Source organism: Paenibacillus zanthoxyli JH29 (assembly GCF_000520715.1).
In the GTDB taxonomy this organism is placed as follows: Bacteria; Bacillota; Bacilli; order Paenibacillales; family Paenibacillaceae; genus Paenibacillus_AQ; species Paenibacillus_AQ zanthoxyli.
Window position 1 is genome coordinate 1 of sequence record NZ_ASSD01000462.1, and the last position, 24,301, is coordinate 24,301.

The 24,301-nt window shown below is 49.3% G+C and carries 20 protein-coding genes, 1 pseudogene and 1 riboswitch; of the genes and pseudogenes, 12 read left to right on the top strand and 9 right to left on the bottom strand.

What is annotated here, in order from left to right; translation table 11 throughout:
* Positions 1-597 (top strand): 2-oxo acid dehydrogenase subunit E2 (locus L691_RS0117840; RefSeq protein WP_025691778.1); only part of this gene is annotated, 597 nt, incomplete at its 5' end.
* A gap of 724 nt (positions 598-1,321) precedes the next feature.
* Here the strand turns inward: L691_RS0117840 and L691_RS0117845 are convergent.
* A complete protein-coding gene (locus tag L691_RS0117845) occupies positions 1,322-2,692 on the bottom strand; it encodes an aldehyde dehydrogenase (RefSeq protein WP_025691779.1) in 1,371 nt (456 codons plus the stop codon).
* A gap of 91 nt (positions 2,693-2,783) precedes the next feature.
* Positions 2,784-3,605 carry an alpha/beta fold hydrolase gene (locus L691_RS0117850; protein ID WP_025691780.1) on the bottom strand — a complete coding sequence of 274 codons (822 nt, stop codon included), beginning with the start codon at positions 3,603-3,605 and terminating at the stop codon, positions 2,784-2,786.
* Positions 3,606-4,221: 616 nt separating this feature from the next.
* On the opposite strand from L691_RS0117850, the gene L691_RS30755 reads away from it, so the two are divergent.
* From L691_RS30755 to L691_RS34330, 8 genes and pseudogenes are all read left to right on the top strand, one after another.
* A complete protein-coding gene (locus L691_RS30755; protein ID WP_084654249.1) occupies positions 4,222-4,890 on the top strand; it encodes a transposase in 669 nt (222 codons plus the stop codon).
* A 125-nt stretch (positions 4,891-5,015) separates the two neighbouring features.
* On the top strand, positions 5,016-5,711 hold the full coding sequence (gene vanR-A, locus L691_RS0117860; RefSeq protein WP_025691781.1) for a vancomycin resistance response regulator transcription factor VanR-A: 696 nt from the start codon (positions 5,016-5,018) through the stop codon (positions 5,709-5,711).
* Positions 5,701-6,855 carry a vancomycin resistance histidine kinase VanS gene (vanS, locus tag L691_RS0117865; protein ID WP_156934270.1) on the top strand — a complete coding sequence of 385 codons (1,155 nt, stop codon included), beginning with the start codon at positions 5,701-5,703 and terminating at the stop codon, positions 6,853-6,855. Before vanR-A ends, vanS begins: the two co-directional genes overlap by 11 nt.
* A 315-nt stretch (positions 6,856-7,170) precedes the next feature.
* Positions 7,171-7,416: pseudogene (locus tag L691_RS0117870) on the top strand (hypothetical protein); the annotation flags it as partial.
* Positions 7,417-7,566: 150 nt separating this feature from the next.
* Entirely contained in the window at positions 7,567-8,535 is a 969-nt protein-coding gene (gene vanH, locus L691_RS0117875; RefSeq protein WP_025691784.1) for a D-lactate dehydrogenase VanH, read from the top strand.
* Complete coding sequence (vanA, locus tag L691_RS0117880) at positions 8,528-9,559, top strand: D-alanine--(R)-lactate ligase (RefSeq protein ID WP_025691785.1); 1,032 nt, start codon at positions 8,528-8,530, stop codon at positions 9,557-9,559. Before vanH ends, vanA begins: the two co-directional genes overlap by 8 nt.
* Positions 9,560-9,564: 5 nt before the next feature.
* Positions 9,565-10,173 (top strand): D-Ala-D-Ala dipeptidase VanX, encoded by a 609-nt coding sequence (gene vanX, locus L691_RS0117885; protein WP_025691786.1) that lies wholly within the window; start codon positions 9,565-9,567, stop codon positions 10,171-10,173.
* Between the two features lie 102 nt (positions 10,174-10,275).
* Positions 10,276-10,452: an alanine racemase C-terminal domain-containing protein gene (locus L691_RS34330; RefSeq protein WP_408634761.1), complete on the top strand. Its 177-nt coding sequence runs from the start codon at positions 10,276-10,278 to the stop codon at positions 10,450-10,452.
* A gap of 247 nt (positions 10,453-10,699) precedes the next feature.
* On the opposite strand, the gene L691_RS0117890 is transcribed toward L691_RS34330, so the two are convergent.
* The 4 genes from L691_RS0117890 to L691_RS0117905 all read right to left on the bottom strand — a co-directional run bounded on the left by L691_RS0117890 (position 10,700) and on the right by L691_RS0117905 (position 16,068).
* On the bottom strand, positions 10,700-11,956 hold the full coding sequence (locus tag L691_RS0117890; RefSeq protein ID WP_025691787.1) for an L-lactate MFS transporter: 1,257 nt from the start codon (positions 11,954-11,956) through the stop codon (positions 10,700-10,702).
* 128 nt (positions 11,957-12,084) lie between these two features.
* The gene (locus L691_RS0117895) at positions 12,085-12,810 is read right to left on the bottom strand and encodes a LytR/AlgR family response regulator transcription factor (RefSeq protein ID WP_025691788.1); all 726 of its coding nucleotides are present in this window, start codon (positions 12,808-12,810) and stop codon (positions 12,085-12,087) included.
* A complete protein-coding gene (locus tag L691_RS0117900; protein WP_025691789.1) occupies positions 12,807-14,471 on the bottom strand; it encodes a sensor histidine kinase in 1,665 nt (554 codons plus the stop codon). The genes L691_RS0117895 and L691_RS0117900 overlap by 4 nt, the downstream gene beginning before the upstream one ends.
* 166 nt (positions 14,472-14,637) lie before the next feature.
* Positions 14,638-16,068, bottom strand: a complete 1,431-nt coding sequence (locus L691_RS0117905) for an NAD(P)/FAD-dependent oxidoreductase (protein ID WP_025691790.1) — start codon at positions 16,066-16,068, stop codon at positions 14,638-14,640.
* 74 nt (positions 16,069-16,142) lie between these two features.
* Positions 16,143-16,242, bottom strand: a riboswitch (purine riboswitch).
* Positions 16,243-16,452: 210 nt separating this feature from the next.
* Here L691_RS0117905 and L691_RS0117910 point away from each other — a divergent pair.
* Positions 16,453-17,490 (top strand): GGDEF domain-containing protein, encoded by a 1,038-nt coding sequence (locus tag L691_RS0117910; protein ID WP_198023066.1) that lies wholly within the window; start codon positions 16,453-16,455, stop codon positions 17,488-17,490.
* 124 nt (positions 17,491-17,614) lie between these two features.
* Here the strand turns inward: L691_RS0117910 and L691_RS30760 are convergent, their stop codons facing one another.
* Positions 17,615-20,731, bottom strand: coding sequence for an EAL domain-containing protein (locus L691_RS30760; RefSeq protein WP_025691792.1), 3,117 nt, complete (start codon positions 20,729-20,731; stop codon positions 17,615-17,617).
* A gap of 312 nt (positions 20,732-21,043) precedes the next feature.
* Here L691_RS30760 and L691_RS32945 point away from each other — a divergent pair, with 312 nt between their 5' ends.
* Complete coding sequence (locus tag L691_RS32945) at positions 21,044-21,181, top strand: hypothetical protein (protein WP_169733336.1); 138 nt, start codon at positions 21,044-21,046, stop codon at positions 21,179-21,181.
* A gap of 134 nt (positions 21,182-21,315) precedes the next feature.
* Here L691_RS32945 and L691_RS0117925 read toward each other — a convergent pair whose 3' ends face one another.
* Positions 21,316-22,194 carry a LysR family transcriptional regulator gene (locus L691_RS0117925; protein ID WP_025691794.1) on the bottom strand — a complete coding sequence of 293 codons (879 nt, stop codon included), beginning with the start codon at positions 22,192-22,194 and terminating at the stop codon, positions 21,316-21,318.
* 129 nt (positions 22,195-22,323) lie between these two features.
* On the opposite strand from L691_RS0117925, the gene L691_RS0117930 reads away from it, so the two are divergent.
* On the top strand, positions 22,324-22,785 hold the full coding sequence (locus L691_RS0117930; RefSeq protein WP_025691795.1) for a rhodanese-like domain-containing protein: 462 nt from the start codon (positions 22,324-22,326) through the stop codon (positions 22,783-22,785).
* Positions 22,786-22,908: 123 nt separating this feature from the next.
* On the opposite strand, the gene L691_RS0117935 is transcribed toward L691_RS0117930, so the two are convergent.
* Positions 22,909-24,162 (bottom strand): chymotrypsin family serine protease, encoded by a 1,254-nt coding sequence (locus L691_RS0117935; RefSeq protein WP_025691796.1) that lies wholly within the window; start codon positions 24,160-24,162, stop codon positions 22,909-22,911.
* Positions 24,163-24,301 lie beyond the last annotated feature (139 nt).

Consider the following 24,301-nt stretch of genomic DNA (forward strand, 5'->3'; position numbering starts at 1 on the left):
GACATGACCGCGATCCTGGATATCCGTAAGCGGCGCAAGGATAACTTCAAGGAGAAGCATGACATCGGCCTCGGCTTCATGTCCTTCTTCACCAAAGCAGTAGTCGGCGCGCTCAAGGCGTATCCGCTGCTCAACGCCGAGATTGACGGCGAGGACCTCATCATCAAGAAATATTACGATATCGGCATCGCCGTGTCCGCCAAAGAAGGACTCGTCGTACCAGTGGTAAGGGAGGCCGATCGGCTCAGCTTCCCGCAGATCGAGCGGCAGATCGCCGAGCTTGCCGCCAAAGCCCGCGCCAACACGCTCGCCCTTTCCGATCTTCAGGGCGGCACCTTCACGATTACCAACGGCGGCGTATTCGGTTCCCTGCTGTCGACGCCGATCCTGAATGCTCCGCAGGTCGGCATTCTGGGCATGCATAAAATCCAGCTCCGCCCGATCGCCATCGACGAAGTGACAACCGTCAACAAGCCGATGATGTACATCGCCCTGTCCTACGATCACCGAATCGTCGACGGAGCTGAAGCGGTAAGCTTTCTCGTCAAGGTCAAAGAGCTGCTGGAGGACCCTGAGGCGCTGCTGCTGGAAGGCTAAAGAAGTCCGACAAGGATGCCTTAACTCTCTTTAAGCCTATCCCAAAAGTTATTTCAGGATGCCGGTCCCCCACTTTAAATGGAATGTCGTTACACTAAATGACCTCATCTTCCACGTGCCCGTGGAGTTTGAGGTCATTTTTGAATCGTCCCTATCTAATTAGAATACTTTGGCACAGTCCCGCATGCTTCCGCTCTATAACCGCAGCTCAGGTCCCGGATTCACTCACCGCCGGACGGATGGCGTGAAAGCCGTACAGTACGAAGCTCTCCGCGCGCGGTGTTTGGCGTCACATGACCACCTCGCCCGCGCTAATCTTGAGCTGAAACGGAATTCCTCCCTCTTATTTTTCAACTGGAGGGCTTATGCCTAACCTGAGAGGGAATACCTCCCTCTCAGGTTAGGCGTTTTTGCATAAATACAAGAAACCCCGGCCAATAAGCCGGAGCTTTTCCCTTATATCGCCGCATAACGTCCCTTTCCCCTTAAATAAAAGGGAGGTTTTCCATTTCATACACGTGCCTGCCCGAACTCCGACTCCTCCCCCTGTCCAGTCTATGAAGTGACCCCGTCCATGCGGTCATAGGGTAACCTATCCTGTTCATTTTCCGGTCATCCCGATCTTCATGCAGTCTTTACGGAGTCATCCATTTTGCGGTCAACTGGATTTCACGCCGCATTTACGAATGCATCACCGCTATCGCGATACAACCTAGCATAGCCGTCATTTCAGAAACCGCTTAATGATCTTAAGCCCGTTCTTCCGGTTCGGGAACCGGAACGGGAGATCGAACCAGGTCGTCTGCTTCAGAACGCTCTTGCTGTGCGAGAACGTATCGAAGCTCGCTTGTCCGTGATACGCCCCCATCCCGCTGCTGCCAACCCCGCCAAACGGCAGGTATGGAGACGTAATGTGATACACCGTATCATTGATGCAGCCTCCGCCAAAAGAGAGCCTCTCCCGTACTTTCTCCTGTACACCCTTGCTTTCCGTGAACAAATACAGCGCAAGCGGCTTCGGCTGGCTGCCAATCTCTCTGATCGCCTCCGGCAGATCACCGTATTCCAGCACCGGCAGCAGCGGCCCGAAAATTTCCTCCTGCATCACGGGATCTTGCCAGCCAATGTCCGTTAGAACGGTCGGTTCGATAATTAATTTCTCCGAGTCCGTCCCTCCGCCGAATGCCAGTGTTCCATTCCCCAGAAACGCCTTAAGCCGGTCAAAATACTTCCTGCCGACAATCCGCGTATAGTCCGGATTCAGCAGAGGCCGTTCCCCGTACAGCTCCTTTATCGCGCTTTCCAGCTCCTTTAGGAAACGTTCCTTGACGCTTTGATGAACATAGATGTAATCCGGCGCTACGCATGTTTGTCCGGCGTTCATGAACTTCCCCCAGGCGATGCGCCTCGCGGCCAGCTTGAGATTGGCGTCATCATGAACGATGCAGGGGCTTTTTCCTCCAAGCTCCAGGGTCACTGGTGTTAGATGTTTGGCGGCAGCGATCATAACAATCTTCCCGACCGGAACACTCCCCGTAAAAAAGATATAGTCGAACTTCTCCATCAGCAGCGCCTCGCTCGTTTCAATCCCGCCTTGAACGACAGTAATGTAGTCTTCCTGAAAGCTTGTGCGGATGATCTCTGCGATTGTCTCCGAAGTTCTCGGGGTTAATTCCGACGGCTTCAGCACCGCGCAGTTTCCTGCCGCGATCGCGCCGATCAATGGAGCGGCGGCCAGTTGAAACGGATAGTTCCAGGGAGCGAGGATCAAGGCCAAGCCGTACGGCTCGGAATAAATGTACCCTCTGGCACCAAAATGAGTGATCGGCGTCTTTACCTTTCGAGGCTTGGCCCATGCCCGCAAATGCTTCAGCGCGAAGCTGATTTCTTCAAGAACAATTCCGATTTCCGTCATATAAGCTTCGAATTCCGATTTGTTCAGATCCGCTTTTAAAGCGTTGATCAGTTGGCCTTCGCGCTGTTGTATACCTGCCTTAAGACGGCGAAGCGCATCGATCCGATAGCCTAAGCTTTTTGTCTCCCCGCTTGCAAAAAAAGATCGTTGTCTGTCCGTTAGCCTTCCATAGCTCACCATTCTTCAACATCCTCCGTTTGATGCATATCCGGTAAAAGAGGGCCAAGAAGGCGGCAGCAGCGCGTTCCTTTCCCCCAAAGCTCTCTGCCGATTACCTTATCCCGTTCTCTTCCACCCTGTCCAGCCACTCCTGCATCAAGGCGTTGAACAGCTCCGGCTGCTCGATTTGCAGGTTATGGCCCGCCCGGTCCAGTACGGCAAATGAAGTCCGGGTATATTTATTCAAGATGGAAAAAGCATCGATGTAGCCTGTCACGGCATCCTGCTTTCCTGTAACCAAGAGTCCCGGTTTATGAAATTCTTCCTGATCAACCGGAAAGGAGAAGCCATACCGGGCTTTGATCGCAGCCAGAAAATCTTCGTCGGCCAACCGGATGCCGGTTAGAATCTCCTCGTTATAGCGATTCCAGGTATATTCATCAAGGACGACTCCGATTGAACGGAAATCGTCCCGTTGTTCCTTTGTAAGCTTCTCCACAAAATTCGTGTCCGTATGAACAACGGAATGTGCGGGAAGCTTCCTGTCCTTTTTCTCCGGTATAATCATCGGACAAATCAAAACTGCGCCGTCCACCTGTTCCGGACGATCTGCAATGATTCCCCTGACGATATAACCGCCGTAAGATTCCCCAACCAAACAATAGGTCTCATCTGGAAGCATAATATCCAGGAAAGACAGTACCGCTCCCAGCATCTCGTCCGAGCTGCCGATATCCTGATAATGGCGTGACTTGCCCATTCCCGGCAGATCGATGTACAACCGTCTCCAGCCTTTTCTCTCCCTAAATACAGGTTCCATACAGCCGCTCATCAGCCGATGGTCGGGACTGAAACCGTGGATCATCACTATAGGCCTGCCTTCGCCCCAATCTTCATAATAAAGCTCCGCTTTCCCGGTTTGACAGTATGGCATCTATCGTTTCCTCACCTTTCCAGACTCTACTATCTTACAACTAGGGGTACCGTCAGGAAAATGCGGATTTACAACGCTACGCACATTTCCAAGACGAATTAAAATGGTATTCTCCTAGTAAATTGATCCTGAATTTCGAAAGTAACCTGCACTAAAAAATGAAAAAGCACTCCAAATCTTTGGTAGAATGGTGTTTGACGAGAACATCACCCACAAAGAGAGGAGCACCTTTTAGGTGAAGTCTACCACATCGATGCATAAAATCAAGACCGAATTTTCGTTGACCGAATCTACGAACGTCGGAGGAAGCAAAAATCCCTCGAATACTTGGAGAAAATCAAGTTGGCCGATGCCCTAAAAACCATCTTCTACGGGAAAGCTGGAAACACGCTGTTTCCCATGCATCGCATCTTGTTATATCTGTTGGTCGGTTGGACGCTCGGTTGTGAGCGTCTGTTCCACTTTCGTCGCCTACAGCATGATTCACTCCTGCGGCTTTTCTTAGGCGGTCGCTGCCCGCACACTCCCTGCTGTACAAAGAATTGACGCGCTTAGGCAAGCAAAGTTCGACCATTCGAAAGGATCAGCGTCAGCTTAATCAGGATTTCATTCGCCCCTGTCTGCCGAAGTCGCTTATACTGGATTTGGACTCGACGGTCGAAACCGTTTACGGCAACCAGGCGCAAGCGGGCAAAGGGGCCAATTCTCACACAAACCCGGAGGCAAAAACTATCACCCGTTGCTCGTCTTCGAAGGGCAATCCCGTCTCTGCCTGAATGCCGTGCTACGGACCGGCAATACGCATTCTTCCACCGAAGCTCCCTCTTTTGTGGAGCAGACGATGAATCTGCTCGCAGGTCACCCGGTGAAGTATGCCCGATTCGACAAGGGATTTGGGCGGGGAGACGTTTTACCGTTTGTGGGAGAGTCGCGACATCGGCTATGCCGGCAAACGAAATGGACGAAACGACTCGCTGCCGAAGTGGATCGCTGTCGCTACTGGAAGCGGTTTGTCGACGAAGACTGGGTCATCGAGGGCATTGCCCTGTGGTATCAAGCGACCTCCTGGGATCGGCCCCGACGAGTCACGGTGACGCGCAAAGCCCAAGTCACGCAGGATGGTCAGAACTGTTTGCTTCTGGATACCGATTGGCAGTACGAGGCTATTGTCACCAATCTGGACGGGGAAGCGATCGACGTCTGGCGCTTTTACAACCAGCGCTGTGCTGTGATTCAGTATCTTCGATCCTTAAAATCCATGGTAGCATATCCTTTTTCTGGGTGATGAATTGTAAACCTCTGCTTAGCTTCCTCTTGTCACAATGAGCTTTCGAAATTCAGGATTAATACTATATATTCGGAAAAGATTCCGATTGAGAAAAGCAAATCCATAAAGGAGAGTTGATAACTATGAGCGATAAAATACTTGTTGTGGACGATGAACATGAAATTGCCGATTTGGTTGAGCTATACTTGAAAAACGAGAATTATACGGTTTTCAAATACTATACCGCCAAAGAAGCGTTGGAATGTATAGACAAGACCGATCTTGACCTTGCCATATTGGACATCATGCTTCCCGGCGCAAACGGCCTCGCTATCTGCCAAAAAATAAGGGACAAGCACACCTATCCAATTATCATGCTGACCGCGAAAGATACGGAGGTAGATAAAATTACAGGGCTAACAATTGGCGCGGACGATTATATAACAAAGCCCTTTCGCCCGCTGGAGTTAATTGCGCGGGTCAAGGCGCAGTTGCGCCGATACAAAAAATACAATGGAGTAACGGAGCAGAACGAAAATGTTATCGTCCACTCCGGCCTTGTCATTAATATAAACACGCATGAGTGTTTTCTGAACGAGAAGCAGTTATCCCTCACTCCCACCGAGTTTTCAATCCTGCGCATCCTCTGTGAAAACAAGGGGAATGTGGTTAGCTCCGAGCAGTTATTTCATGAGATATGGGGCGACGAATATTTCAGCAAGAGCAACAACACCATCACCGTGCATATCCGGCATCTGCGTGAAAAAATGAACGACACCATTGATAATCCGAAGTATATAAAAACGGTATGGGGGGTTGGCTATAAAATTGAAAAATAAAAATAAGAATAAAAAAACCGATTATTCCAAACTAAAACGAAAACTCTACCAGTATATCGTTGTGATTGTTATGGCAGCAGTTGTATTCGTATTATTTTTGCGTTTATTTATCAAGGGGACACTTGGGGAGTGGATCGTACGTTTTTTGGAAAACAGTTATTACTTAGAGCGTCAGGACGCGATGATAATATATCAGTATACTATACGGAACAATATAGAAATCTTTATTTATGTGGCGACTGCCATTAGCATTCTTATTCTATGCCGTGTCATGCTTTCAAAATTTGCAAAATACTTTGACGAGATAAATACCGGCATTGATATACTTATTCAGAACGAAGATAAACAAATTGAGCTTTCTGCGGAAATGGAGTTCATGGAACAGAAGCTCAACACATTAAAACGGACTCTGGAAAAGCGAGAGCAGGATGTAAGGCTGGCAGAACAAAGAAAAAATGACGTTGTTATGTACTTGGCGCACGATATTAAAACGCCCCTTACATCCGTTATCGGTTATCTGAGCCTGCTTGACGAGGCGCCAGATATGCCGGTAGAGCAAAAGGCAAAGTATGTGCATATCACGTTGGACAAAGCGTATCGCCTCGAACAGCTAATCGATGAGTTTTTTGAGATTACGCGGTATAACCTCCAAACGATTACGCTCACGAAAAAGCACATAGACCTATACTATATGCTGGTGCAGATGACCGATGAATTTTATCCGCAGCTTGCCGCGAATGGAAAACAGGCGGTTATCCATGCTTCCGAGGATTTGACCGTAACCGGCGACCCCGATAAGCTGGCGAGGGTCTTTAACAACATTTTGAAAAACGCCGCGGCATACAGCGAGGACAACAGCGTCATTGACATTACGGCGGTCCTCTCCGGGGATGTGGTGTCCATCGTTTTCAAGAACGCCGGAAGCATCCCCAAAGATAAGCTCGCTGCCATATTTGAAAAGTTTTACAGGCTGGACGATGCCCGTTCTTCCGATACGGGCGGCGCGGGACTTGGATTGGCGATTGCAAAAGAAATCATTGTTCAGCATGGCGGGCAGATTTACGCGGAAAGCAATGATAACTACACGACGTTTACGGTAGAGCTTCCGGCCTTGCCAGACTTGGTTGATAAAAGGAGTTCCTAAGAAATGAATATCGTTTCTTAGGAAAATCTCAAGGTTATCTTTACTTTTTCTTAGGAAATTAACAATTTAATATTAAAAAACGGCTCGTTCTTACGCGGTAGACTTAAAACCGTAAGAACGAGCTTTTTTCATTTCGCCAGAGAAGGATATGACAAGTTATGCGTAGATTAAAATACAAGGCAGGTGCTCACATAGGTAGAAAAAGAGTGACACAAATATTCCCTTTCCTGTTGCCGGTCAGGGTAATGCAGCGGAAAATGTGTTTTTATGCCGGGATTCGGTTTGATGGCCGCCGCTACGCGGAAACCATTGACGGTGTTCGTGGACAAGCGGCCCCAAGTGCTGTACAGAGTTGCAAACGGCGGCATTGAGTATTCCCGCGAAAGCGGCGGGATTTATGAATCCGTCAAGGTTGAGAGAGCGGAAATTGACTCGGACACCGGCGAAATAACAGGACAAAAGCTGCTTTACACTAACAAATGTAAAATCTGCTATCCCCTTCCGGGGAACGTGGAAATCAAGGAGGCGAAGATGGCCTCATCCACAGAAACCTCACGGTGAGCGGGCGGCTTGTCCGCCTTACGGTAGAGGTCAGGATTGTAAGGTTCATTCTTTTTGAGAATGTTGTAGATATGTTTTCAATTTTACCGCGATCGGCATCTCCGTTTTATTTCTTATTGGTGCCTTTCGCATAAAGGAATGGTCTTAATTATGAAAAACATCGGCATTACCATTTATGGATGTGAGCAGGATGAGGCTGATGTGTTCAAGGAACTTTCGCCGCGCTTTGGCGTTATACCTGCCATTACAAGCTCTGCCGTATCAGAAACCAACGTAATGTTAGCCCCTGGAAATCAATGTATCAGCGTGGGGCACAAATCTGAGATTTCCGAATCCATTCTTCTTGCGTTGAAGGAATCCGGCGTCAAATATATCTCTACCCGAAGCATCGGCTGCAATCACATAGATACAACTGCCGCTAAGAGAATGGGCATCGCTGTCGGCAATGTGGCGTATTCGCCGGATAGCGTTGCCGATTATACCATGATGCTGATGCTTATGGCAGTACGCAACGCGAAATCTATTGTGCGCTCTGTGGAAAAACATGATTTCAGGCTGGACAGGGTCCGTGGCAAGGTACTGCGCGACATGACAGTCGGCGTGGTAGGAACCGGCCATATAGGCAAAGCGGTTATTGAGCGGCTGCAGGGATTTGGATGTCATGTGCTGGCGTATGGTCACAACAAAGAGGCGGCGGCAAATGATGTGTCCCTCAATGAATTGCTGCAAAAAAGCGACATTCTTACCATTCACGTACCGCTTAGCGCGGACACATACCATATGATCGGTCGCGAACAGATTAAAGCAATGAAACAGGGCGCGTTTCTTATCAATACAGCGCGAGGCGGGCTTATAGATACCGATATGCTGGTTAAAGCATTGGAAAACGGAAAATTGGGCGGCGCCGCATTGGATGTATTGGAGGGAGAGGAAGGACTTTTCTACTTTGATTGCACACAAAAACCAATTGATAATCAATTTTTACTGAAACTTCAAAGGATGCCGAACGTGATAATCACGCCGCATACGGCTTACTATACCGAACAGGCATTGCGTGATACCGTTGAAAATACAATCAAGAACTGTCTGGAATTTGAGAGGAGAGAGACACTTGTATAGATTAAAAATAGCCATCCTGTTTGGGGGCTGCTCAGAGGAACATGATGTGTCGGTAAAATCAGCGAAAGAGATTGCCAACAACATTAACACAGAAAAATATGAGCCAATATACATTGGAATAACCCGATCCGGCGTTTGGAAAATGTGCGAAAAGCCATGCATGGATTGGGACAACGAAAACTGCCGTTCGGCAGTGCTTTCTCCGGACAAAAGAATGCACGGGCTGCTTGTCATGCAGGATAAGGGATATCAAATACAGCGTATAGATGCGGCATTTTCGGTTTTGCACGGCAAATCGGGTGAAGACGGCGCCATACAAGGTTTATTTGAATTGTCCGGCATCCCCTATGTAGGCTGTGATATTCAAAGCTCGGCGGTGTGTATGGACAAATCGCTGGCATACATCATTGCGAAAAACGCTGGCATAGCTACTCCCGAATTTTGGGTTATTAATAAAGACGATAGGCCAGCGGCAGATGCGTTTACCTATCCTGTTTTTGTTAAGCCGGCGCGTTCAGGCTCATCCTATGGCGTGAAAAAAGTCAATGGCGCGGACGAATTGGACGCCGCAATTGAATCGGCAAGACAATATGACAGCAAAATCTTAATTGAGCAGGCTGTTTTGGGCTGTGAGGTCGGTTGTGCCGTATTGGGAAACAGTCCCGAGTTGATTGTTGGCGAGGTGGACCAAATCAGGCTGCAGCACGGTATCTTTCGCATTCATCAGGAAGCCGAGCCGGAAAAAGGCTCTGAAAACGCAGTTATAACCATTCCCGCAGACCTGTCGGCAGAGGAGCGAGGACGGGTACGGGAAACGGCAAAAAAAATATATAAGGCGCTCGGCTGTAGAGGTCTTGCCCGTGTTGATATGTTTTTACAAGATAACGGCCGCATTGTACTTAACGAAGTTAATACCCTGCCCGGTTTCACGTCATACAGCCGTTATCCCCGTATGATGGTCGCTGCAGGTATAACGCTTCCCGAACTGATTAACCGCCTAATCGTATTAGCGTTAAAGGGGTGATAAGCATGGAAAAAGGATTTACTTTTTTAGATGAAATATTACACGGTGTTCGTTGGGACGCTAAATATGCCACATGGGACAATTTTACCGGAAATCCGGTTGACGGATATGAAGTAAATCGCATTGTAGGAACATACGAGTTGGCCAACGCGCTTTTGAAGGTAAAAGAACTGGCTGCTACCCAAGGGTACGGATTGCTTTTATGGGACGGTTACCGTCCCCAACGCGCTGTAAACTGTTTTTTGCAATGGGCAGCACAGCCGGAAGATGACCTGACAAAGGAAAGATATTATCCCAATATTGACCGTACCGAGATGGTTTCAAAAGGATACGTGGCTTCAAAATCAAGCCATAGCCGCGGAAGCGCAATTGATCTTACGCTTTATCGATTAGACACGGGTGAGCTTGTACCAATGGGGAGCGGATTTGATTTTATGGATGAACGCTCTCATCATGCGGCAAAAGGAATTTCAGGCAATGAAGCGCAAAATCGCAGACGTTTGCGTTCCATCATGGAAAATAGTGGGTTTGAAGCATATAGCTTCGAATGGTGGCACTATGTATTAAGAAACGAACCATACCCCAATAGCTATTTTGATTTCTCCGTTAAATAAGCTTTTAACCGTTGCACGGGCAACCTATATAATGCTATCTCTTTCGGCACGGAAACCGTCGTTTGAAACTGGTTTGTAGGGAATTTATATATAGTAGATAGTATTGAAAATGTAAGGCAGGGCGATATTGCGGTCATTATCGGCAAATCCGGCGAGGCCGAAATGACCGCCTGTGAAATTGCGGAGCACACAGGCAAAATCTCAAACGAAATATTGAGCCGGTTAGGGGGAAGATTAGAGAAATATGTGATTTTTAAAGGTGGTAAAAAGAGCGTATGAATGTATTAATTCGTTATAGAAACATAGAGAGCCAAGAATAAATAATTTCTTAGTATTTTCCTAAAGCTACCCCCACTATATCCCTGATATCGAAAGTGTGTTCGCATAGAAAAAAGACCGTTCCCGTCAGGTCTGATAGACCCTCAGGGAACAGTCTCCTTACATGTTTGCCGCCCTTTTTTTCTTTTTAAAAGGTTATTGGGCGGTCTTGCCGAGTTCCGACATCATTTGAAACTTGCTGCTGCCTTTAGGATATCCGTCCGTACGCGGTGCGGCCCTGTACCTCCGTATTCCGTTTGCGTTCCTTGCGCGCTTCAACCGGCGGTTTCAGAGATACGGCGATCAGGCATGCAATAGCGCACAGCACCCCAATGGTAACAAAGGTCGGTTTGAATCCGCCAAGGAAGGCCGCGATGATCGAGCCGGACAATGCACCCAGCCCAAAGCCTTGATAGATGATGCCATAATTCTTGTTGTGGTTCTTCAGGCCGAAGAAGTCGCTGGCAATAGCGGGAAAGACGGTAATATTGCCGCCGAAGCAGAAGGCGATAGCGGCCACGCAGGCGAAGAACAGTCCGAAGTTCAGCTGCGCGAAGCTGAGAGTCAGAGTAGCAACAGCGGTAACGGCCATTGTCACGCCAACCAGCTTCAGGCGGCTTACTTTATCAGACAGCGCGCCGAGAATAAGGCGTCCCGCCGTGTTGAAGATAGCGATCATCGCCACCGCGTTAGCCGCGGTCTGCACATCAAGTCCTGCCAGCTTCACACCAATATCCTTTACGATTCCGATCAAATAAAGGCCGCTCATGCAGGCGGTAAAGAAAATGACAAACAGCAGATAGGCTTGCTTGGTGCGCAGCATTTCGCCGACCGTGTAATCCTTGACTCCGTTTCCGGCATCTGCCGCCGAGGAAGACGGGGAAGCTTTGACAACCGAAGCCTCACGCACAAGCAGGGAGCCAATGACAACCATTACCATGACGATCATGCCCCAGTACAGAAACGCCCGGGATACGCCGACCGAACTGATCAGACTGCCGTTCACATATTTGAAGACCAGGCTTCCTGTTCCGTAAGCGCCGACCGACACTCCCGAAATGAGCCCTTTGCGGTTAGGGAACCATTTAATCAGGTTCGACAGCGAAGTGATGTAAGCCGTTCCGTCCGCATACCCGGCAATGACCCCTGCAAGCAGGTAGAGCATCGGCAGCGAGCTTGCCTGCGAGCTGAACATTAGACCGAGACCGAGCATAACTCCAGCCACCGCCGTCAGGCGGCGAAGCCCGATTTTATCCTGAAGCTTGCCCGCGAATAGTGTCGCGAATGCCAGCGCAAAGCTCGTTATAGAAAAGGTAGTGGATACCGAGCTTAGCTGCCAGCCAAATTTGGTTACGAGAGGCTGGTTGAACAAGCTCCATGTATAAATGGTACCCAGACCCATCTGCATAATGATTGTTCCCAGTACAATGAGGAAGCGGTTGTTTGCTTTAGTTCCTACCGACATGGTCATTTCCTTCTTTCGTCCGTTATTGCTGCGTTCATGAGCGCTTTTTACCTCTTTATTGTAAACTCGCTTGCAACCATGCGGATCAAATACGGAACGAAATGACGGAAAGAAGGAATGAACTGCCTCTACAGCCGCATAATCTGCCTGAATTCTTTAACCTTGCTCCGGCTGACCGGCACCTCAAAGTCAAGATCGCGCAGCCTCAGCAGATACGTATTGTTGAACCAGGGGATGATTTCCTTGATTTTGGACAGGTTGACGACAAAAGACCGGTGGCAGCGAAAAAAACGTTCCTGCGGCAGCCGGCCATGAAACTCGCTGATGCTGACTCCCATAGAGTACTCTTCGTTTCGCGTAAAGACACTCGTCGTCTTCTCCTGGGCTGAGGCATAGTAAATGTCATCGGCGTCGACCACGATAATTTTTTCATTTTTCCACAAATTGATCTTGTTGCTGACCGGACTGCGCTCTTCTTCCCCGCCGGACCGCTGCGCAAAGGCCGCCTCCAGCTTGCCCAGCATCCCCTTAATCCTGGTTTCGCTGTACGGCTTCAGGATATAATCGAACGCTTCAATCTCGAACGCTTCGGCTGCATGCTCCTTATAAGCAGTGATGAACACAATATAGGGCTTTACGGAAAATCTGCTGATATTCTGGGCCAACAGCACGCCGTCCACAGAAGGAATATTGATGTCAAGAAACAGCACATCGACTTCCTGGGTCTGCAAAAATTTCAGCGCGTCGAGCCCATCCTCAAACTGGGCGACGATCTCGATGCCGCTGTTCGCCTGGATTAGATAGGCAAGTTCCTGTCTGGCCAGCTCTTCATCTTCTACGATTATCGCTCTCATCGGCTCTCCTTTTTGACATCAAAAGTAATATCCGTCCCTTTATCCAGCCTCGTGATCTTCAGTCCCTCGCCATAAATCAGCTTCACCCGCTGGTGCACGTTGAACAGCCCGATCTTGTTCTCCGGCATGCTGCCATCATACACCTTCTGAATCGTTTCTTCACCGATGCCGACCCCGGTATCGCGGATGCCGATCCGCACGCTGTCCCCCCGGTCCTTGACCGAAATGATTACCGTTCCCGCGCCCCGCCCTTTCAGTATGCCATGCACAATCGCATTTTCCACCAAGGGCTGGATAATCAGGCTCGGGATACGTACCTCCGCCTCGTCATCGATATCGTAGAGAACCTTTAGGCGTCTGCCAAAGCGCGCTTTCTCGATCTCCACATAATGCCGGACCTGCTGAAGCTCCTTGCGGATATCGATGAAGTCGTCCGTCAGCTCCAGATTGTACCGCATATAGCCGCTCAGATTAATGATAAGCTCTCTGGCCCTGTCAGGGTCGATGCGGATGGACGAGACGATGGCGTTCAGCGCGTTGAACAGAAAATGAGGATTAATGCGGGTCTGCAGCGCCTTCAGCTCCGCCTTGTTCGCCATCTCCTTGATGTCTTCCACCCGCGAGACCTCCATCAGCGTGGAGATCATCTGCGACAGGCCGATCGCCATCGCTTGCAGGGAATACGTAATTTTGTGGGCCTTCGTATAGTAGATTTTAAGCGCGCCGGTAACGATGCCCTTTTCCTTCAGCGGAATGATGATGAGCGATTTGATGTGCTGATTATTGTAGTCGGTATCATTATTACGGATCGTAATCTCCCCGCTGGACAGCGTGATCTTCGTTTCCTCGCTGATAATCTCGTTCTTCTCGGCGTAATACTCTTCACCGATGCCGACATAGGCGCGAATCCACCGGGTATCCGTAATCGCAACCGCGTCCGCGCCGATATCTTCCTTGATGATCGTGCATATTTTGCGCAGAGACTGCGGATTGATGCTGCGAAAATAGGGCAGCGTCTTGTTCGCAATATCCAGGGCCAGCTTGGACTGCCTTGCGGCGATCCGCTCCTTCTCCCCTTCCACGCTCTGGACGAGCATGACAATGAGTCCGACGCTTACCTGGCTCATAATCATCGGAAAGGCAATCTTCGATACGATCTCAACGCCAAGCGACGCCGGATGGGCCATGACGAGAATGAGCAGCATCGTCAGCGCTTCGCAGCCCATTCCCGCCAGAATTCCGGCCTGCCAGCGGCGCTCGGCGGACGTGCGGCGGTAGATGATTCCCGAGACGACGCCGGTTATGATGCTGGTAATCAGACAAGGCACCGAGGTGACACCGCCGATATCGATCAGAAACCGGTGAACGCCGGAGATCAGGCCGGTAATCATCCCTACCCAAGGTCCGAACAGAATGCCGCCGGCCATGATCGCCACGATCCGTACATTGACGAGCGAGCCCTCCACCTTAATTCCGCTGTACGTGCTGAATATGGCGAACAGACTGAAAATGACGGTTGCAATCAACAGCTCCTGCGGAGTGTAGGCTCTTTTTTGAAAAATCTCCTTGAATCGCGGCACCCGCGTCAATACAAACAGAGTCATAAGCAGCAGCGCCGCGCGTTCCAGCAGCTGCACCAGGATGACGAACGTATACTGCATCGCTTCCTTGCCCCCATTATTAAAATATATCGGTCATTATAGACAGATGGCCCATGAATGTCCATGAAAAAAAGGAAAGCCTCCGCCTCCTTGCAATAAGGAGAACGAGCAGCTTCCCTTGCTTGTTAATTGAGAGACCTGTTAATCCGTGCGCGGCTCAAACGGCTTAAGCCCGGTCAAGCATGCCCCGCGCAACCCAAACACCCGCCGCGCCCGCCTGGGCGAGTCCCCGCGTGATGCCCGCGCCGTCTCCGCCGCAGTAGAGGCCGGAAATTTCCGTCTCGAACGTCTCGGACAGCTTCGGACGGGCCGAATAAAATTTGGCTTCCACTCCATAGAAGAGCGTATGCTCGGAGGCGATGCCCGGCGTTACCTTTTCCAGCGCCTCGACCATTTCGATCAGACTCTTCATCGTATTGTAAGGCAGCACAAGTCCAAGGTCGCCCGGAACCGCCTCTTTAAGCGTAGGCTCGACGAAGCCTTCGGCGATTCTCGTCCCGGTGGAGCGGCGTCCCCGCAAAATATCCCCGTATTTCTGCACGATGACTCCGCCGCTCGACAGGTCATTCGCCCGTTTGCAAATTTCGCGCGCATACTCATTGGGCTTATCGAACGGCTCGGTAAATTTATGGGAAACAAGCAGCGCAAAGTTGGTGTTAGTGGAACCGAGCGCAGGGTCCTTGTACGAGTGTCCGTTCGCCGCCATAACCCCGCTGTGATTCTCGACAACAACATGCCCGGAAGGATTGCTGCAGAACGTACGGACCCGGGTGCCGACCGAGGTATTAAAAATGAACTTGCCTTCATAGAGATGCTCGTTGATCTCCTGCATCACGACATCCGAAGTTTCCACCCGGACGCCGACATCCACCTGGTTATTGTACATCTTCAGCCGGTGTCTCTTCAGCACATCCGTAAGCCAGGCGGAACCGTCGCGTCCCGGAGCGACCATGGCTAGTCCCGTCTCGTAAGTCTCCCCGTTCTTCAGCGTAACGCCCGTAACCCGGTGCGTGCCGTTATCATTAACCGTCTCAATGTCATGCACTTCCGTCTTGAACAGCATATCAATCCGGGTGCGCAAATATTCGTAGATCGACTTCAGGATTTCCAGGTTCTGTTCCGTTCCCAGATGGCGCACCTGCGCCCGCAGCAGCTTGAGTCCCGCCGCGTACCCGCGCTGCTCAATGCGCCGGATCGGATCGGTTGTGGGATCAGTGATCGTCTCCGTCGCCCCATGTTCCAAATTGATGGCATCGACGTAGCGGATCAACTCCAGCACTTTGGAGGGAGGCAGATAATCTGTCATCCATCCCCCGAATTCGGTCGTAATATTGAACTTTCCGTCGCTGTACGCCCCAGCCCCTCCAAAGCCTGCGGTGATGGAACAGGCCGGCAGACATCCGGCAAATTCCTTGCGTCCGGCAGCCGGCGGACAGAACTGAATCTTGTCCTCCATAATCGGGCAGCGGCGCTTATAGATGTCATGTCCCTTGTCTATCAGCAGCACTTTCCAATGCGGGGCCTTCCGGGTCAGCTCATAACAGGTAAAAATCCCGGCAGGGCCGGCGCCAACGACGATTACATCATATTTACTCATCTGTTCCTCCAGAAATCGAATTTATCCATCCAAAGTAAGGATGGCACAACAAAAATCCCGGCTGGTGTCAGGGTAGGCCAAAGGCACCCATCCGTAGCCAGGAATTTACGGTTCCCTGTAGAGACCCCCAAACCTTATCTTTGGGGATATACGAACAGCAAGAAATATTTTATTAGCCAAGTGAATTTTAACGGATATAAACGAATAAGTCAATTGAAACATCGGATATTATTCGTGTTTTGAAGAATTATTCACATTAATTTTAAGATTAATGTCATTAAATATAGACAAAATCCGAACATTACGATCGTGCCATCGGAAGGGAGGAAAATGGAGATTTCTGTCGAATATATAAGCATCGCGACTGGAAATGAGGATCACCTTATGTTTAATTTTTTGCACACTCCTCGTCAATTAAATTGGAACCGTGTGCTGCTGAATGTCTTCTGGATGCTGCTGCTGGTCCATTTATTAAATCAAATGCTTTACTCTCATAACTTGCTGCCCGATCTATTGATTCTGGGTGTCATTCTTTTGCTTGAGTGCATTTATAAATGGAAGACGATGCTTAGCGAAATCTCGATCACGATTGGAAGCTACTTTATTTCCAGTCTAATCATTTCTTTTCTATCGGAGAATATTCATGTAAAACCGTTCTTCCTGCTGCTTCCGCTTCTGGTATCTATGATCTATCTGGAGACTGCGTACCTGCTTCTGTCATCGATAGCCGCCTTGCTGTATACCGCAGTTGTGTTCGGGAGAACGATTGGCAACGATGACATGCGGATTGAAATGTTTTTGACAATGAGCATTATTGTGGCAACCTTGCTGACAGGGCTTGCCGTAATCCGCCGGGGACGGGATTTGATCCGCTCGCTGGAAAGCTCGGAGAAATCGGAGCAGGATCTGCGCATCCAGAATATTATTATGGACCGTCTATCCAAGATCGACCCGCTGACAGATCTGTACAATCACAAGACCTTTCACGAATATTTTGGTTGGCTGATCGAACATCAAGATTCGAATCCGTTTCCGATGCAGTTGGCCATTCTCGATATCGATAATTTTAAAAAGGTCAATGATACCTACGGACATTGGGTAGGCGATATTGCGTTAAAGCAGGTGGCGGCTACAATACTGGAGCATATTGGTGCCGATGACTTTGCTGCCCGCTACGGGGGCGAAGAGTTCGTCGTCATTCTAACCGCCAAGCCGCTTGAGACCGCCCATGAAGTTATGGAACGGGTCAGGACAGGCATCGCCGGTCTGCCCATTGCCGAAATGGATGGGAAATCGGTAACGGTGAGCATCGGCATGCATGATTTTCAGGGTTCCGGCTCCAAAAGCCTCGCCTTCCAGAAGGCGGACGACGCTCTATACGAGGCTAAGAAGACGGGAAAGAACCGAATTGTCATTCTATAATGGCAGGCAAGCAGCAAAAGGGATGTCCACACCAGCTTGAGGCTGGATGAACATCCCTAATTTTTTTACAGATCATGAATGACTAAAGGCTTGCTCTCGCTTGCAACATTCCGTATTACTCAGCCTAATCAAGCTTATGGCGCCGCAGCAGCTCCTGTGTATTCCGCTGCGAGAGCGGTCTGCTGAACAGGTAGCCCTGCACCTTGTCGCATCCAGCCTCCTCAAGTATGACCAGCTGGCTGCGGTCTTCCACGCCTTCCGCCACGACCTCCAGCCCCATTTCATGGCCCAGCGACACCATCGTCCGGATAAACGACTGGCTGTATGAATCGTCCGACAGCGTGTCAATAAAGACCTTATCCATCTTGAGCGTTGTAATTGGCAGCTGCTGCAGATAGCTAAGCGATGAATAGCCCGTTCCGAAGTCGTCCAGCGCGATGCGGATGCCCTGCATTTTTAAATATTCAAGCTTGCCGACAATCCGCTCGAACGATTCAATGAAGACCGTCTCGGTAATCTCCAGTTCAAGGCATCCGGGAGGGATTCCGCTTTCAGACAGGATGTTCAGCACAGTTTGGATAAAACCGTCCTGCAGCAGTTGAATAACCGAGATATTGACCGCAATTTTATAGCAATTATTGTTCTGCCGGCACAATCCCGACATGAAGTGGCAGGCCTTCCGGAGCACCCATTCCCCGATAGGAATAATCAGCCGGGAATCTTCAGCAATCTTGATGAACGACAGCGGCGAGACGAAGCCGAGAACGGGGCTGTTCCAGCGGATCAGCGCTTCAAAGCCGGAGATAGCGCCCGTAAGGAGATCGACCTGAGGTTGGTAGAACAATTCAAACTCCTCATTGTCCAGCGCACTGCGCAGATGCTTCTCGATCGTCATCCGCTCGTTAAACTCGGTGTGCATCTCCCTGTCGTATACGGCATAGACGCCTTTACCCGCTTCCTTGGCGCGGTACATCGCTACATCCGCATTTTTGAGAATTTCCTCCGTCGTATTTCCGTCTTTCGGGTAGAAGGAGATCCCGATGCTGGCGGAGACATAAACGCTGCTCTCACCGATCTCGAACGGCCTCCTGAACTCGGAGAGCAACTGCTCCGCTAGCTCCAGCACTTCCTTATGCTCTTCAACATCTTTTAAGAAGACGACAAATTCATCGCCGCCCAGTCTTGAGAGCATGCTGCCGTTACGAACAACGATCGACTGCAATCTCTCGCTCACCTGGCGGATGAGAATATCGCCGAACTTATGGCCCATCGTATCATTGATATATTTGAAATTATCCGTATCCACGAACAGCAGCGCTGCGCTGCGGCCGGGGAGCTGGAAGTACTTCTCCATCGTCTCCAGCAGACAAAGACGGTTGGGCAAATGACTCAAAGAATCGAAATAGGCGAGATGATGCATCTTTCTCTGATTCTCCAGCAGAGTATCGTACTGGTCTACAAGCTCCTGCTGCGTTGCCGCAAGCTGCTCATAGGTCGCTTCAAGCTCCTGATAGCTGCCGCTAAGCTTAAGCTCCATTTGTTTCCGGTTGCTAATGTCAATCAGGGAACCAAGGAATAGCTGGATTCCCTCCCGCTTGTCATAAGTCGCCTTGCCTCTGACTTCAAACCAGAAGTACTGCCCGTCCTTGGTCCGCATCCGGTATTCACTTTCATACACCGGCGTCAGTCCCGCCAAATGCTCCTCCAGGGCCTTCCTTGCCCACTCCCGGTCATCGGGATGGATCAAATTAAGCACCGCTTCTACAGAAAGATCCATATCCTCTTGTTTATAACCCATGACTTCGTACCAGCGTTCCGATACCCAGAGTCCCTGCTTCTCGTAATGGTATTCCCATAAGAAAGCGCCGGAGGCCTCGACCGCCAGGCGGAATCTTCGTTCGCTGTAGCTCAACTTGCCGTTCTGATCCTGCAGTTCCTCTTTTGCGGTCGCCAGCTCCAAATGAGTGGCTTCCAGCTTCTTATAGCTATGCTGAAGCTCCAGTTCATTCCGCTTAGATCCGTCGATATCTATACCGATCAATACAAAAGCTTTTGAATTGCTGCCCCCAAGGCCCCTAATCAGCGTTGTCCGGAACGTAAAGTAACGTCCCTCGGAAACTCCGTCCGGGATCTGAAATTCCACATGGCTGACAAAATCCTGTATAACCGCCCGGCACAGTAATTCCTTCATCCTGTTTCCGCCGGGCACTTTCACGACTAAATCGTCCAGGCTTTTTCCGATGATTTCCTTCTCCCTGAGTCCGATGACTTTTTCACCGTACTTGTTCAGGCGCAGAACCGTCCTGTCCTCATGAACCACCCAGACCAGAACGCCCGTATGCTCGATCATATCCTCGAAAAACTGCTGCTCGGCCTGAATAATCCGGCGCAGATGATGAATATACATTCTGAGAAGGAAAGCGCCCACAAACAGCAGACAGCAGCCGGTAACGATCCAGGCGACGGTCTTCACACGCATCCTTTTGCGGTAATCTTCGGAATGCTTGAAAAAATACTGCTGGTACAGCTCCTCATACGCCCCGCTCTGCTTCAACTGCTTCAGACGGTCATTAATATAAGGCACTAGTTCCGGTGAAGTTTTACTGATTCCGTAAGCCGCGTCAGCCGGAAAAAGATTTCTCATTTTATGTATGATGCTGCCGGTCAATCCTTCTTCCACAATCAGATAATCGACGACCGCCTGGTTCTCGAACAGGAGATCAATATCGCCCCTGCGCAGAGCGTCTAATGCTTCCGTAACTGTCGGATAAGCCGTGTAGCCGGAAATACCCAGCCTCTTCTGAAGGACGCCCTCGGTATATTGCCCCTTCCCTACGCCGACTTTATAATTGCCCAAGTGTTCCAGATCGATATCATCCTTTAAATCCTGCCGGGCGTACACGGAAATACGGAACTTCATAACAGGATTTGAAAAGAGAACATCCTTCTTCCGATCCTCGGTTACAGCCATCATTCCCGCTGTGTCAATCTCTCCGTCACGAAGCTGCCGGTATACCCTGCTCCATGAGTCGCTGCCATACTGAACCAGGTAGTCCTGCTTCCCGAACATCATATTGGTGAGATCAATGTCAAAGCCGGTCAAATATTCATTTTGTATGTATTTGTAGGGAGGATAGTCCAGTTCCGCCTTGTAGACGACTTCTTTTCTTGCAGCGTAAGCGGCATCCGGCAAAAGGATAAGCAGAATAAAAAACAGGAGAATGACTTTGAACCGCCTCATACAATTTCTCCTTTTCGATTTCTCCTTTATGGTATATAAGATCTTTCGACAAATATTGGGAGATATCCTGCTTCCATCAGTATAAAACACCAGCTCTTTTGCGTAACTATCGCTTCTCATATTCACTCTAATACTTAAACATTCCTTCTCTTGTCACTTTGCTTAAAATTGTAACAATTAAAAGTGAGATATTTCACTTTTCATATTGATTTTTCGACGTAATATGTGGATAATAACAATAATGGCTTTGGTGATAATGATTATCATTATTAAGAACTATTGTTAAATTTATTTTAAGGAGACTGAGTGCTTATGAACGCAGCCGCTGCCCGAACGTCACTGAAGGTTGATGATTACCTGGATCTGTTTAATCTTGCCGTCAAGGTAGGAGATTTGAAATGGCAAAAAGAGATCAAATCCCGCCTGCAGTTCATAACGTGCAAGAACTGATGACTTACACTTGAACAGCCGCATGCCGAATTGCCGGAATGCGGCTTTTTTGATCTTTCTGCTTGCGCTGCCGTATCCCCGCATCCCCCGCATTCCCCCGATGCTCGCATCTCCAAGGGCTTAGCTTTGTTGCTCTACCCGCCTGCCTGCATCATTTCGATAAATCGCTTGAAGGAGGAGGACAGCCAGCGGTCTTTGCGGTATATCAGCTGGATGAAGAAGCCTTTGCCGCCGTCTTTCGACACTGGAATCGCCCTTAGCTCCCCCCGCCGCAATTCTTCCAAGACCGTATAGCCCGGAAGAAAAGCAATGCCCCATTCATGCTTGACGGCCTGCTTGATCCCCTCCAGATTGCCGAACTCCAGCTCCACTCTCGGCGTCAATCCCAAACCTCTCATTTTTTGCAGCAAAAAGTTCCGGTACGTACACGTATCCTCCGTTAGAACGAGCGGTTCGGCGGCAAGCCTGGACAACTCTGCCGAACCATGGCCCGCCAGCGGGTGTCCGGGATGGACGATAATGAACAGTTCCTCCGGCTGCAAAACCAAGACCTGAAGCTCATCCGATGCATAGGGCATGTCAAAAATCAGGCCGAAATCGGCGGATTTATTCCGTACAGCGGCAATAATGTCAGTTTCGGAGCCCGGCAGCACGCGCATGCGGACATCGGGATACTGCTTACGGTAATGATGCAGCCGCTGCGGCAAAAAATAGGCGGCAAGCGTCTCAATCGAACCGATCGCCAGCTCTCCCGTCTGCCCTTCGGCAATGACCTCCTTCGCTTCCTCGCTCAGCGCCAGCATTTGACGGGCATAACGGAGCAGCGTTCTGCCGGCAAAGGTCGGGGCCATCCCCCTCCCCGAACGCTCCAGCAGCTTCGCCCCGTACATTTCCTCCAGCTTGGCGATTTGCGCCGTTACGCTGGACTGCGCGTATCCCAGGTTTTCCGCCGCCCGTGTATGGCTGCCGCTGGCGGCGACCTCGCAAAAGGTACGCAAATAGGTAAGCTCCATCCCGCATCCTCCCGTTCAAATATCATTTATTTCGATAATTGTTATCCAATACTATAGATAACTACAATGACTGATTCAAGCTAAAATAAAGAAAACAGCCATTTCAGATTTTTTAAGGAGGATGACAGTATGAATTTCAAGCCGAAATCGCAGGTGCTGGCCGCCCCGGCTGCCTCCCCAGCCGAGGCCGAAGCCTATTTTGCCGCAAAGGGAAGATTTGAGACCGATGTGGCCGACGTCGCTTACGATATCCGCGAAGGAATCCAAAGCTTTACTCTGGTTGATGTCCGCGACGCCCGTTCCTATGCAGAAGCGCATCTGCCCGGCGCCATCTCTCTCCCTTCGGGACATCTTAGCAGCGGCGGACTTACGGCGCTTCCGCAGGACACAGTGCTGGTCCTGTACTGTTGGGGTCCGGCCTGCAACGGTGCAACCAAAGCGGCCGCCCGGCTGGCCGCGCAGGGCTACCAGGTCAAAGAGATGCTCGGCGGCATCGAGTATTGGCGGCGGGAAGGCGGCCCGCTGGAAGGCACGTTTCGGGAGGAAGCGCCGCTCTGCTGGAATATGCCGCCAATGCCGCCGCAAGTTTAAATCCTGTCGTCTATAAAGGTTAGATAGCGCCCATACTGGGCGTACCAAAAAAGCAGCCGCATAAGGGCTGCTTTTTTGGTGGCAATTATTTAATAAACTGAACCATAGATGATTGGTTTGGGTCTAATAAGTATTATCAGTATAAACTCCAGACATACCTAAGCCATCAATGACATAACTATATTTGGAAAAAACTTCACCTACCGGAGTCCCGCCAGAAGTATAACTTCCTTTATAGATGCCTTCTACGCGAGCATAATTCTTTACCCCATTATTTGCGATCGAATAGACCAAACCTCCGCTATCACCAGGAGTAAGTCCGCCATATTCTGTTCTCACTAAATGCATAGTGACTCCAGGAAGACTTAAATCACTATCTAATATTTCCAAAAGAGGCGTGCCAGTTCCACCTGAAGAAGTCGCATGAATTTTCACGTAATCACCCACTTGGCGATACTGTCCGGAATAATCAGTAGTACCAATGGTCATTGTACTTCCACTAAGATATACACTTGGATTAAGTCCAGAATTATATGTAACATACCCTGCATCATAATTCGAAGCCGAACTGCTATTTGCGTTTAATATTGAGCCTATGGAAATAACTCCATCGGACAAATCATAGTACGTACCGTTTAAGCAATGTCCTGCTGTAACCCCCACATCATAACCATTCACTCTTCCATTGAAGCCAAGACTGCATCTTCCCCATGAAGATCCATCACTGTATTTTTCAATCTGTTCACCCGGGTATAAATCATAGGCATTATTTTTAATTTCTAAATCGCCAATAATCCAGTTAATGATGTCTTCGTTTAAATATTTCAAAATCTTGTTCTTTTTGCTACCCAAATTCTCTTGCGTAATATAAACATTGACTTTATTCTGCTTGTTATCAATTCCGATGCCTTCAAGGTTTAAAGACTCTGCAGCTTTTAAAATTTTTTCCTTTCCCTTGTAAAGTTCATCCTCGGAGTATTTCACATATTTGAATTTCAGTTTATCTTTCCGTTTGCTTTTTTTCTTTAATAAAGTTTCAAGGTCATTATGCTTGACTTTGCTAGTTAAGAGTATCACATTACTTCCGTTTTTTTCAGTATATGCACCGGCATAAGAATCCTTAAAATGGGCAGCGATATATTCTTGCAATTGAACACGATCATTTTGTAATAGGGAAAACTCCTTGTCCTCGGATTCCTGAGATACCGCTACCGCGTTAACTGGAGCAGGGCCTGGGTCAATTGGTATGTCAAAATTTGAATTTGGAACAGGGTTCGGTATACCCGTTCCCCCAAGATCATTCGCAAAAGCAGAGACAGATAAAAGCATAATTGGAATGGTAATAATTACAGCAATTGAGAGCAACCTTCTTTTCACTCTTAGAAAACTCCTTTGTAGCCATTTTCTTCAGGAGAGAAAACCATCGGGCCAACATAGGGGACGACCCAAAAGTGAGTTTACCATTCCTTTTATCGGTTTGTATACAACTTCGGATTCTTTATGCTGACTAAAGCTA